Source organism: Streptomyces sp. NPDC001514 (genome assembly GCF_053597075.1).
In genome coordinates this window covers 52,807-65,023 of the sequence record NZ_JBSFHO010000009.1, presented here as the reverse complement: position 1 = coordinate 65,023, position 12,217 = coordinate 52,807, and the positions used below count along the sequence as shown (strand labels likewise).

General features: G+C 72.8%; 8 protein-coding genes. 3 read left to right on the top strand and 5 right to left on the bottom strand.

The window, feature by feature from the left end:
• Window positions 1-17 precede the first annotated feature (17 nt).
• The 4 genes from ACWCXB_RS12425 to recG form a co-directional block, all read right to left on the bottom strand.
• Window positions 18-1,067, bottom strand: coding sequence for an ATP synthase F0 subunit B (locus ACWCXB_RS12425; protein ID WP_450722086.1), 1,050 nt, complete (start codon window positions 1,065-1,067; stop codon window positions 18-20).
• A 156-nt stretch (window positions 1,068-1,223) separates the two neighbouring features.
• Window positions 1,224-1,703, bottom strand: coding sequence for a pantetheine-phosphate adenylyltransferase (coaD, locus tag ACWCXB_RS12420; RefSeq protein WP_450722084.1), 480 nt, complete (start codon window positions 1,701-1,703; stop codon window positions 1,224-1,226).
• A 26-nt stretch (window positions 1,704-1,729) separates the two neighbouring features.
• Complete coding sequence (rsmD, locus tag ACWCXB_RS12415) at window positions 1,730-2,407, bottom strand: 16S rRNA (guanine(966)-N(2))-methyltransferase RsmD (protein ID WP_450722082.1); 678 nt, start codon at window positions 2,405-2,407, stop codon at window positions 1,730-1,732.
• Window positions 2,391-4,574 carry an ATP-dependent DNA helicase RecG gene (gene recG / locus ACWCXB_RS12410; RefSeq protein ID WP_450721844.1) on the bottom strand — a complete coding sequence of 728 codons (2,184 nt, stop codon included), beginning with the start codon at window positions 4,572-4,574 and terminating at the stop codon, window positions 2,391-2,393. Before recG ends, rsmD begins: the two co-directional genes overlap by 17 nt.
• Window positions 4,575-4,745: 171 nt before the next feature.
• Here recG and ACWCXB_RS12405 point away from each other — a divergent pair, with 171 nt between their 5' ends.
• Together ACWCXB_RS12405 and ACWCXB_RS12400 are read left to right on the top strand one after the other, a co-directional pair.
• On the top strand, window positions 4,746-6,590 hold the full coding sequence (locus ACWCXB_RS12405; RefSeq protein WP_450721843.1) for an HSP90 family protein: 1,845 nt from the start codon (window positions 4,746-4,748) through the stop codon (window positions 6,588-6,590).
• The gene (locus tag ACWCXB_RS12400; RefSeq protein WP_450721841.1) at window positions 6,587-9,487 is read left to right on the top strand and encodes a tetratricopeptide repeat protein; all 2,901 of its coding nucleotides are present in this window, start codon (window positions 6,587-6,589) and stop codon (window positions 9,485-9,487) included. The genes ACWCXB_RS12405 and ACWCXB_RS12400 overlap by 4 nt, the downstream gene beginning before the upstream one ends.
• 656 nt (window positions 9,488-10,143) lie before the next feature.
• Here the strand turns inward: ACWCXB_RS12400 and ACWCXB_RS12395 are convergent.
• Window positions 10,144-11,739 (bottom strand): DAK2 domain-containing protein, encoded by a 1,596-nt coding sequence (locus ACWCXB_RS12395; protein WP_450721839.1) that lies wholly within the window; start codon window positions 11,737-11,739, stop codon window positions 10,144-10,146.
• A gap of 233 nt (window positions 11,740-11,972) precedes the next feature.
• Between ACWCXB_RS12395 and rpmB the strand changes: the two genes are divergently transcribed.
• Window positions 11,973-12,158 (top strand): 50S ribosomal protein L28, encoded by a 186-nt coding sequence (rpmB, locus tag ACWCXB_RS12390; RefSeq protein WP_003957616.1) that lies wholly within the window; start codon window positions 11,973-11,975, stop codon window positions 12,156-12,158.
• Window positions 12,159-12,217 lie beyond the last annotated feature (59 nt).

The window sequence follows — 12,217 nt, the reverse complement described above, 5'->3', positions numbered from 1 at the left end:
CTGTAGGCCCAATCCGGTCAGCGGCCCTGCTCGTAGCGGCGCAGCTGCTCCAGGTCGATCATGCTCGTGTCGAAGAAGCTGGTCTCGTCGAGCTGCGGCTGCGTCTGCACCTGGGGCTGGTGCTGAGGCTGGTGCTCGGCCTGCTGCTGGTACGCGTACGGGTCCTGCTGCTGGTAGGCGTAGCCCTGCTCGTACCCCTGCTGCTGGTACGCGTACGGATCCTGCTGGTACGCGTACACGTCCTGCGGCTGGTACGTGTACGGGTCAGCCTGGGCCGGGACCGGCTGGGCGTGCTGCGGCTGCTGCAGGGGCTGGTGCTGGGGCTGCGGCTCCGGGTTCGGGTCCGCCAGCTCCGCAAGCCCCGCGAGATAGTCCGCGTCGCTCGTGTGCTGCATCCCGGCCGCGTCCTGGGCGGCCATGTGCGCGCCGAGCTCGTCGGTGGCGATGCGGCCGTGCAGCTTCTGCCGGCCGCGGCCCACAGCCTCCAGAGTCTTGGAGAGCACCGCCTCGAAGGCGCCCAGCTTGGCGTCGACGTACTCGTCGGCCCGCTGGATCAGCGTCTGGGGGTCCGCGCTGTACTCGGGGGCGTCCTCATCGGCATACCCCTGCTCGTCCAGGCCAGGACCGCGGCCGAGCAGCTTCTCGCGGCCGCGGTCGACCGAGCCGATGGTCTTGTTGAGGACGACCTCGAAGTTCGCGAGCTTCGAGTCGACGTAGTCGTCGGCCTCGGCGCGGATCTCCTCGGCCTCCCGGCGGGCCTCGGCGAGGATGCGGTCGGCCTCCTCCTGGGACTGCCGGGCGATCTGGGTGCCGGAGACCAGCGAGCCGCGCTCGGAGTGGGCGGCCTCGATGATCCGCTCGGCCTCCTGGCGGGCCTGCTCGACGAGCTGCTCCCGGCCGCCGATCAGCTCCTGCGCCTGGGCGAGCGAGCCGGGCAGGGCCTGCCGTACCTCTTCGAGCATCGCGAGCAGCTCGGCGCGGTTGACCACGCAGGAGGCCGACATGGGCATGGACCGGGCGTTCCCGACCGCCTCGACGATCTCGTCGAGCTTCTTCTGCACGTCCACCGTGTGCTCGCCACTCTCTACAGTCACTACAGCCGATTTGGAGACGGACGGGACGACTGTACGGGCAGTCGGAGCCCTCCCGACACCGGGTGACGGTCAGTCAGGAGGTGACGTCCGACGCGGCGCCCGGCGCGACATCCGACGTCACCTCCTCGGTCACTTCTTCGGAAGCCGGCCCTTCAGGGCCTCGAGGACCGGCGGCGGAACCAGGTGGGAGACGTCACCGCCCCATGCCGCGACCTCCTTGACCAGGGAGGACGACAGGAAGCTGTAGGTCGGGCTGGTGGGCACGAACAGCGTCTCGACGCCCGACAGGCCGTTGTTCATCTGGGCCATCTGCAGCTCGTAGTCGAAGTCGCTGACGGCGCGCAGGCCCTTGACGATGGCGGGGATGTCCCGCTGCTTGCAGTAGTCGACGAGGAGGCCGTGGTAGGCCTCCACCTCGACGTTCCCGTACTCCGCGGTGACCTCGCGGATCAGCTCGATCCGCTCGTCGACCGTGAACAGTCCCTGCTTGGACTGGTTGATCATCACCACGACGTGCACGACGTCGTACAGCTTGGAGGCGCGGGCGATGATGTCGAGATGTCCATTGGTGATGGGGTCGAACGACCCCGGACAGACGGCGCGGCGCAACTGAAGTCCCTCGCTCTCCGGTCCGGTCATGGTGCGTCTTCGCACGTAGAGGCGGCGCGACCGTACCAAAGGGTCCCTTCGCCGTAGCGACGGGCCCTCAGTGGCTCGATGCCCGTCGGCCAGACGAACTCCCCGCCTCTGGTGCTGCGCTCCACGGTGACGAGGGCATCCTCCGCGAGCCAGCCCCGGGTGCGGAGTGTGAGGAGAATCTCGCGAAGATCGTCGTCCGTGACGGCGTACGGAGGGTCGAGGAACACGATGTCGTACGGGGCCGTCGGCGCCGGTCCCTGGACGATCTGCTCCGCCCGGCCGGTGCGGACCTCGGCACCGGGCAGGGCCAGCGTCCGTACGTTCTCCCGGACCGTGCGGGCGGCGCGGTTGTCGGCCTCGACGAGGAGCGCGTGGGACGCACCGCGCGACAGTGCCTCCAGGCCGACGGCTCCCGAGCCCGCGTACAGGTCGGCGACCCGGATGCCCTGCAGCGTGCCGAGCAGCGCCTCCCAGGTGGAGAACAGGCCCTCGCGCGCCCGGTCGGAGGTGGGGCGGGTGCCGTTGCCCGGCGGCACGGCCAGGCGACGTCCGCCGGCCGCGCCGGCGATCACGCGGGTCATCTGAGTCCTTCTAGCCGTTCGTTCGGTCCCGTTCGATGCGGGCCGGTCACCTCCACGATATCCACCGGCGGGCGCGTCAGCCCTTGTCCAGATACTGCTCGCGGTCCTTGTCGAGGAGCGCGTCCAGGGCCGTCCGCAGCTCCGGAAGCCCCTTCAGCTCCGGGTCCGCGGTGACGACCGCCACGGCCTCCTCGCGTGCGGCGGCGATGACCTCCTCGTCGTCGATGACCGCGAGGACCCGCAGCGAGGAGCGGACGCCGGACTGTGCCTGGCCCAGCACATCGCCCTCCCGGCGCTGTTCGAGGTCGATACGGGACAGCTCGAAGCCGTCCAGCGTGGCGGCGACCGCGGCCAGCCGGGCCCGGGCGGGACTCGCCTCCGGCATCTCGGTGACGAGGAGACACAGCCCGGGGGCCGAGCCGCGCCCGACGCGGCCACGCAGCTGGTGCAGCTGCGAGACACCGAAGCGGTCGGCGTCCATGATCACCATCGCGGTCGCGTTCGGCACGTTCACACCGACCTCGATGACCGTCGTGGCCACCAGCACGTCCACATCGCCCGCGGCGAAGCGGCGCATGACGTCGTCCTTGTCGTCCGGCGCCATCCGACCGTGCAGCACCTCCACCCGCAGGCCCTTCAGGGGGCCCGCCGTCAGCTGCTCGGCGACGTCCAGGACGGCGAGCGGGGGCCGCTTCTCGGCCTCGTCCTCCGCGGACTTCTTCCTGGGCTCGTCCTGATCGTCACCGATGCGAGGACACACGACGTACGCTTGATGGCCGCCCTCGACCTCCTCGCGCACCCGCTCCCAGGCCCGCGCCAGGAAGTGCGGCTTGTCCGCTGCGGGGACCACATGGGTGGCGATCGGGGAGCGTCCGGCGGGCAGCTGGTCCAGTACGGAGGTCTCCAGGTCGCCGAAGACCGTCATCGCGACCGTCCGCGGAATGGGCGTGGCGGTCATGACCAGCAGGTGCGGGGGCTGCTTGCCCTTGCCCCGGAGGGCGTCGCGCTGCTCCACGCCGAAGCGGTGCTGCTCGTCGACGACGACCAGCCCCAGGTCGTGGAACTGCACCTTGTCCTCGATGAGCGCGTGGGTGCCGATGACGATCCCGGCCTCGCCGGTGACCAGGTCGAGCAGGGCCTGGCGGCGGGCGGCGGCGCCCATGGAGCCGGTGAGCAGCACCACCTTGGTCGCCTGCTCGGCGCCGCCGAGCATGCCGCCCTCGGCGAGGTCGCCCATCATCTCGACGATCGAGCGGTGATGCTGCTGGGCGAGGACTTCGGTGGGTGCCAGCATCGCGGCCTGGCCGCCCGCGTCGACGACGGCGAGCATGGCCCGCAGGGCGACCATGGTCTTTCCGGAGCCGACCTCGCCCTGGAGCAGCCGGTGCATGGGGTGCTCGGTGGCCAGGTCGCCGAAGATCTCCGCGGAGACCTTCTGCTGGCCCTCGGTGAGCGTGAACGGCAGCCGGGCGTCGAACGAGTCGAGCAGGCCGTCGGGGACGGGCCTGCGGGCGACCGCGGGGAGCTGCGTGTCCGCGTAACGCCGCCGGGCGAGGGCGACTTGGAGGACGAACGCCTCGTCCCACTTGAGGCGCTGCCTGGCGTCCTCGATGTCCGCCTTGGTCTGCGGGCGGTGGATCTTGAGCAGTGCCTCGGGGAGGGGAACGAAACCCCGGCCTTCGCGCAGCGCGGGCGGCAGCGGGTCGAGGGCGTCCTGCGCCTGTGGAAGGACCGCGTCGACGGCCTTGGCGATCTTCCACGACTCCAGGCCCTTGCAGGCCGGATAGATCGGGATGAGCTTCCCGGCGAACGCGCTGACCGCCCCGTCGCCGCTGTCCGCGTCCAGCCGCTCGTAGGTGGGGTGGGCGAGCTGCAACTTGCGGTTGAACATGGACACCTTGCCGGCGAACATCGCGCGGCTGCCGGGCAGAAGGTCCTTGTGCGGCTTGTGGATGCCCCGGCCGAAGAAGACGAGCTGGAGCCGGCCGCTGCCGTCGGTGATGGTGATCTCCAGCCGCTGCCCGCGCCCGGCGTTGAACGTGAGCACGCGGGAGTCCGCGACCTGGGCGACGACCGTGACGTGCTCGTCGAGCGGCAGATCCGCGAGCCGGGTGAGCTGGCCCCGCTCCTCGTACCGCCGCGGGTAGTGGTGGAGCAGATCACCGACGGTGTGCAGGTCGAGGTTCTCGGCCATGACCTTCGCGGTCGCGGGGCCGAGGGTCTTCTTGAGGGGTTCGTCGAGCGCGGACACGCGATCCATTGCACACCACCTCACCGACAACCGTCGCGCACCGATCGATATCCGCTGGTCGCAACGGTGCCGCGACCCCTAGGATGGCGCGGTCTCCCCCGCCTTCCCACGCCGCGATCACCGACGTAACGGGATCGCCCGACCCGCGCCGCCGCTCGTCCCCCCACCGGCGCAGCGACGATGACTGCTGAGACCTCTGAGACTTCCGAGACGTCCGAGACCACTCCTCATACCTTCCAGGTCGATCTGCGCGGCCTGGTGGATCTTCTCTCCCACCACCTCTACTCCAGTCCCAAGGTCTATCTGCGCGAGTTGCTGCAGAACGCCGTGGACGCCATCACCGCACGCCGCTCCGTGCAGCCGGACGCGCCCGCCCGGGTGCGGCTGTACGCCGGGGGAGGCACGCTGCGCGTCGAGGACAGCGGCATCGGCCTGACCGAGGCGGACGTGCACAGCCTCCTCGCCACGATCGGTCGCAGCTCGAAGCGGGACGGCGGCCTGGAGTCGGCGCGGGCCGAGTTCCTGGGCCAGTTCGGGATCGGGCTGCTCGCCTGCTTCGTCGTCGCGGCGGAGATACGGGTGGTCAGCCGTTCCGCGCGGACACCGGATGCGCGCCCCGTCGAGTGGGCGGCGCGCGACGACGGTTCGTACACCGTGCGTACGCTCCCGGACGACGCCCGCACCGAGCCCGGGACGACCGTGTACCTCACCGCCCGCCCCGGCAGCGGCGATTGGCTGACGGAGGACCGCGTACGGGCCCTCGCACGTGACTTCGGCTCCCTCCTGCCGTACGACGTCCGCGTCGGCGAGGAGCCCGTCACCGAGCTGCCGGCGCCGTGGGACCGGCCGTACCCGAGCCCGGCCGCGCGCCGCGTCGCGCTCGCCCGCCACTGCCATGACCTCTTCGGGTTCACTCCGCTCGACTCGATCGACCTGGATCTGCCGCTCGCCGGCGTCCGGGGCGTCGCCTACGTCCTGCCTTCGGCAGTGAGTCCCGCGCAGCGCGCGGGGCACCGTGTGCACCTCAAGGGAATGCTGCTCACCGACCGCGCGGACGAACTCCTGCCCGACTGGGCGTTCTTCGTACGCTGCGTCCTGGACACCGACAGCCTGCGGCCCACGGCGTCGCGCGAGTCGCTGTACGCGGACGAGACCCTCGCCGCCGTACGGGACGCGCTCGGGGCCCGTATGCGCGACTGGCTGACCGGTCTTGCGGCGGGCGATCCCGAACGGCTCGCGCAGTTCCTGTCGGTGCACCACCTGGGCGTGAAATCGCTGGCGCGGCACGACAACGACATGCTGCGCACGATGCTGCCGTGGCTGCCGTTCGAGACGACCGACGGGCGCCTGTCGCTGGAGGAGTTCGCCCAGCGGCACCGGATGGTGCACTTCACGCGAACCGTCGAGGAGTACCGGCAGGTCGCCCCTATCGCGTCCGCGCAGGGCATCGGCGTCATCAACGGCGGCTACACGTACGACTCCGAGCTCGTCGAGCGGCTTCCCTCGGTCCGCCCCGGAACGGCGGTCGCCGAACTCGACGCGGACACCGTCACCGCACACCTCGACGCGGTCGACCCGGCCGACGAACTGGCGCTCGCGGGCTTCCTGTCAGTGGCGCGTGCCACGCTGGACCCACTCGGCTGTGATGTGTCCCTGCGTTCCTTCCACCCCCTGACCGTGCCCGCACTGCACCTCGACGACCGGGCGGCCCGCCATGAGCAGGCCCGCGCGGAGGCGGAGGAGCAGGCGGACGATCTGTGGGCGGGCATCCTCGGCTCGCTGCGGGGCAGCGCGCCACGGGCCCGTCTCGTCCTCAACCACCTCAACCCGCTGGTCCGCCGGATCAGCGCTCTCGACGACCCGGAGCTCGCGGGCACGGCCGTCGAGTCGCTCTACGGGCAGGCCCTGCTCATGGCGCAGCGTCCGCTGCGCCCCGGAGACTCGGCCCTGCTCAACCGCGCGTTCATCGGCCTGCTCGAATGGGCCACCCACCACGAGACCGACCCGGAGGAGGAGAGCCGATGAGCCACGACTTCGCCGCGATACGGCAGGCCTTGCACGACAACTACCGGGCGCCGGAGGGCGCCGCGCGCAACGCCCGCGCGGAGCGGCTGCTCGCCGAGGCCGAGCAGACCGGTGACACGCCCCTGCTCGTCGAGGCCCTCTCGCATCTCCTCCAGGCGTACAACTACAGCTCGGAGCGGGACAAGCTGTTCGTGCCGTTCGCCCGGCTGCTGCGGCTGTGGGACGAGCAGCCCGGGGAGTTCGACGAGCAGGCGGCCCACTCGCTGCACTGGTACTTCAAGTGGGTCTCCACGGACATGCTCGACCAGCCGCACATCCCGCTCGCCTCCATGGAGAAGTGGCTCGGCGAGATGGAGCACCGCTACCGGCTGGCCGGGCACTCCGAACGGGCCGTGCGACAGGGCGAGTTCTGCCTCGCCCGGCACATCGGCGACCTGGAGCGCGCCGAGCGGGCGTACGCGGCGTGGCTGGCCGCGGACCGGGACCGGATGGCCGACTGCCATGCGTGCGAGCTGCACGACCAGGGCTCCTGGCAGGCCCGTCTCGGGCACGACGAGAAGGCGCTGGAGCTGTGGCGTCCGGTCCTGGCCGGCCAGTACACGTGCGCGCACGAGCCGCACGCCGTGCTGGCCGCCTCCTTGCTGCCGCTGCTGCGACTCGGCCGCGCGGAGGAGGCACGCGCCCATCATCTGCGGGGCTACCGCATGGTCCGCCCCATGGAGAGCATGCGCGGCTGGGTCGCGATGCATGTCGAGTTCTGCGCGCTCACCGGCAATGAGGCGCGGGCCCTGGAGATCCTCTCGGACCGGCCCGCGTACTTCACGGACAGCGGCGACCCCGATTCCCTGATGGACCATCTCGCCGTCACCGCACTGCTGATGGACCGGCTCGTGACCCTCGGGCACGGCGAGCAGACCGTGCCGGGGCCCGCCGGGACAGCCTGGACGGCGCGGACGCTCGCGGAGCACGCGCGCGGGGAGGCGCTCGCGATCGCCGCGCGTTTCGACGCGCGCAACGGGTCGGCGGCGGTGAGCACGCTCGTACGGGAGCGGCTCGGGCAGCAGCCGCTCGTGGAGCGGCTGCCGCTGGGTGTACGGGCGGTGCGGCTGACATCTTCCGCTCCTGCGGAGCGGCCCGCACCCGCACCCGCGCCCCCGCGTCCCGTGGAACCAGGTGGTCTGGAGCAGCTCGTCGCCGAGGCGCGGCGGCTGTCCGACGCACTGCACCCGGACGCGGACGCCGCGTGGGAGGCCGTCGCCGATGCGGCCGGGGACGGGGACGGGGACCTGGACGATCTGGCGCTCGCCGAGATCGACGACCACCGCGCCATGTCGCCGCGGACCGACCCGGAGGAGGCCGTCCGGCTCTTCCGCTCGGCTGCCGAGCGGTACGAGCGCGCGGGCGACCCGGGTGAGGCCGCGGCCGCGCTGGCCCGCGGCGCGTACGCGACGGCGTGCGGCGGGGACCCGGAGGGGGCCCTCGCGGCCGTCGAGGCGCCCGTCGCCCGTGCGCTCGCGCTGTACGCGGAGGGCGCGACCGGCGTGCGCCAGGCCGCCGGAGCTGTGCTGAACCGCGCCCGGATCCATCTGGAGCGGCTGCGCGACGGTGACGGATCCGACGAGCGGGGCGAGGCGCTGGAGCAGGCCGTGGCGGACCTCCTCGACTTCGCCGGGCCGCACCGCGCGGACCCGAGGGTCGCCGACCGCATCGCCGAGGCAGAGGCCATGCTCGGCGATCTCGCCGCGCACCGCGGCGAGATCGCGGCCGCTGCCGAGCGGTACGCGGCAGCGGCCGAGCTCTTCCACACGGCCGGGCTGCCCTGGTACTCGGTCGACCCCGAGGCCCGCCTCGTCGCGGTGGCCCGCCATCTCGGCGACCTGGACACCGCGGAGCGCGCCGCCCGGGCCGCCCTGGAGCACGGCGCCGCGTACGTCGAGGCGGGCGGGCGCACCCGGCTGCACCTCCAGCTCGCCGAAGTCCTCGGCGCCGCGGGCCTGTTCGGGGACGCGGCCGAGCACGCGCTGGAGGCCGCGCACTGGGCCGACGAGGCCGGGGAGAGCGTCGGCATCGGCGCCTGGGCGCGGCACCAGTTGGGCGGCTGGCTGCTGCGTGCGGGCCGTGCGGAGGAGGCGGCGGCCGTTCTGGAAGCCGTGCTTCCAGATCTGACGGTCGACGACCACGGCGAGGGCATGGTCGTCCAGACCCTGTGGTGGCTCGGCGACTGCCTGACCGAGCTCGGGGAGCCGCGGCAGGCGGCCGAGCACTGGCTCAAGGCGGCCGACATCGCCCGCGGCTGGCCCGAGCAGCGCGACCACGCGATGCTCGCCACCCTCGCGGGCCAGGCGCTGTACCGGGCCGGGCTCAACGCGGAGGCCGACCGCGCGTACGAGCGCGCGTGCGCGCTCTGGCGTGAGGTGGGCGACGTCCACGGGGTCGTACGGGCCCTGCGGGTGCGGGCGTGGATCGCGGTCCGTGAGGGGCAGGCGGGGCCGGAGGCGGGTCGCGGCTTCATGGCGGACGCGGCCGAGGAGTGCGAGCGGGCGCTTCCGGGGGTGCAGGACCCGGCGGCCCGCGCCCGGCTGCGCGCGGAGCTCGCCGACACCCATCGGCAGACGGGCGAGCTGATCGCGGACCAGGGCGAGGGCGAGTCGACGTACGGGGAGGCTCTCCCGTACGTCGAGAAGGCCGTCGCCGGCTTCACGGAGGCGGGCGAGGACTTCACGGATCTGCGTACCGCGGCAGAGCTGATGGCCGCGTGGCTGGAGGCCGACCTGGGCGCGAAGCCGGCGGCGCGGCGGCGGGCCGAGGCGGTCCTGGCGACGTACGCCGACGCCTCGGGCGCCACGGCGGAGGCGCGCCGCGCGGAGGCGACGTCGATCCTGGAGTACGTGGCCTGACCGGCGGTGCGGGGTGCGGGGTGCCTCCGGCGGTGGGCGGGGTCTGTGCGGGGTGCCTCCGGCGGTGGGCGGGGTGCGGTGTGCCCGGTACCGGGTGGGCGTCCGGTGTGTCCGTCCTCAAGCGCCGGACGGGCTTGGTGCGGCTGCTGTGGGTGGGTGGCGGGTTGGGGCCCCTCCGGGCTCGCCTCCTCGGAAATCGGTGGGTACGGCGTCGTCCGGTACCACCGCCCGATTTCCTGCGGGGGCGACCCTGCACGGCCCCGCCCCGGGTCGCCCGCCGACTGCAGGTCGGGGGGTGGAAACGATGCCCACCGGGGCGAGCCCCCACCGTTCACCACGCCCGGGGACGCGCAGGGGTCGTGTTCGGGACACTCAAGCGTGATTTGTGGCGCGCGGCATGGGCGATGACTGGTGGGTCCGGGGTTTGCGCGCGCCGTAAATCATGCCGTCCCGGATACGAGCCCCGGAGCGGACCCGGGACGGCAACCGACCCGGCACCGGGCACCCCCGACCACCCAGCCCGTCCGGCGCTTGAGGACGGACACACCGGCCCACCCGGCGGAACCGGGCACGCTTCAAGCCCGTCCGGCGATTGAGGACGGACACCCCGGCCCACCCGGCGGCACCCGGCACACCGCGCCCCGCGCCCCCGCCGCCTACTCCACCCCGATCAGCAGGGGCGCCCCCCGCCCCCCGTGGTGGATCACCGTGTCGACCGCCAGGTAGCCGCGGCGGACGTGGGACTCCAGGCGGTCCCCCAGCGTCGGAGGGGCGTCGTCCGGGAGGACGAGGGTGACCAGTTCGCCGCCCGCGGAGAGCATGCGGTCCAGCACCGTCTCCGCCGTCTCCGCGAGATCCGCGCCGATCACCGCCACGTCGCCGTCGATCAGGCCCAGCACGTCCCCGGCCTGGCAGACCCCTGCCGATGTGAAGGACTGCCGTTCGGCGACGGCCAGTTCGCCGTAGCGGGTCGCGCCCGCCGCCGACGTCATCGCGACGACGTCCTCGTCGAAGCGGCGGTCGGGTTCGTGGACCGCGAGCGCAGCGATGCCCTGGACCGCGGAGCGGGTCGGGATGAGGGCGACCCGTACGCCCTCGGTACGGGCCTGCTCCGCGGCCGCCGCCGCGGTGTGCCGCAGCTCCGCGTCGTTCGGCAGGAGCACGACCTCACGCGCATGCGCCCGCCGGATGGCCTCGACCAGCTCGCCGCTCGCCGGGGGTTCTCCGGGCCGCGCGAGCACCGTCGTCGCCCCCGCCGTCTCGCACAGGCCGGCCAGCCCCTCGCCCGGGACCACGGCGACGACGGCCCGCTGCACCGGCTCGCGCGGCTCGGCGTGGTCGGCCGCGGCGAAGTGGGTGATGCGGATCCGGTAGGGCCGCCCCGCCTCGACGCCCGCCTCCACCGCCGCGCCCGCGTCGTCGACGTGTACGTGGACGTTCCACAACCCGTCGCCGCCGACGACGACGAGCGAGTCGCCCAGCCCGTCGAGGCGGTCCTTGAGCCGGGTCACGGCGGCGTCGTCCGCTTCCAGGAGGTAGATCACCTCGAAGGCCGGCCCTGCGTCGGCGCACGGCTCGGCGGCCGCCGCGGCGGCCGGGTGGGCCCGCCCGGTGTGCCATGCCGCAGGCGCCTCCCCGGTCACCGCTTCGACCAGCGCGCCGAGCACCGCCACCAGACCCTGCCCGCCCGCGTCCACGACACCGGCCCGGCCCAGCACCTCGAGCTGCCCCGGTGTGTTCTCGAGCGCCCGGCAGGCGCATGTGTACGCCGCCCTCACCGCCGCCGCGTCATCGCCGGAAACGGCCGCGACCGCCGCGTCCGCCGCCGCCGACGCCACGCTCAGGATGGTGCCCTCGACCGGATGCGCGACCGCCTCACGCGCGGACTCCGCGGCCCGCCGCAGTGCCCCCGAGGCCCCGCCGTCGCGCTCCACGAGCACCTCGGCCATGCCCCGCAGCAGCTGCGCCAGGATCGTCCCCGAGTTGCCGCGCGCCCCGATCAGGGCCCCGTGCGCCATGGCCCGCATCGCGTCGGCCAGCACGGGAGCCGCCGAGCCCGTCTCGTACGCCGCGAAGACCGCCTCGACGGCCCGGGCGGCCGACTCCACGGTCAGATAGAGGTTCGTGCCGGTGTCTCCGTCCGCGACCGGATAGACGTTGATCGCGTCGATCTCCTCGCGTTCGCGGCCCAGCGCCTCCAGCGCGAGTGAGCACCATGTGCGTACCGCGAGGGCATCGAGAGTCTGCGGCAACTGATGGCCTCCTTGTGCTGCTGGGCTGCACCGCAGAGTAGACCCGGGCCTGACCTGCAGCCGGGGCGGGGGCAGGGGAAGCCATGGTAGTTTCGTGTCTCGGACGCAGCCGTTGTATGCTGCTCCGGTTGCCCGATGAGAGTCGGGCCATTCCCCCGGCAGGCCACTTCAGATCACTGATTCCGGCACGCCGGAATTCACCGTAAGTGCATCTGAAGTCTTTGGAGTGACCCGTGGCTGCCAACTGCGACGTCTGCGGCAAGGGGCCGGGCTTCGGCAACAACATTTCGCACTCGCACCGCCGTACGTCCCGTCGCTGGAACCCGAACATCCAGCGCGTGCGTGCCGTGGTCGGTCGGACGCCGAAGCGGCTCAACGTCTGCACCTCGTGCATCAAGGCCGGCAAGGTCTCGCGCTAAGTGATGCTCCCCGCGTTCGTGCGGGGATGATCCCGCCGACGTTTCGTCGTAGCGCAGCC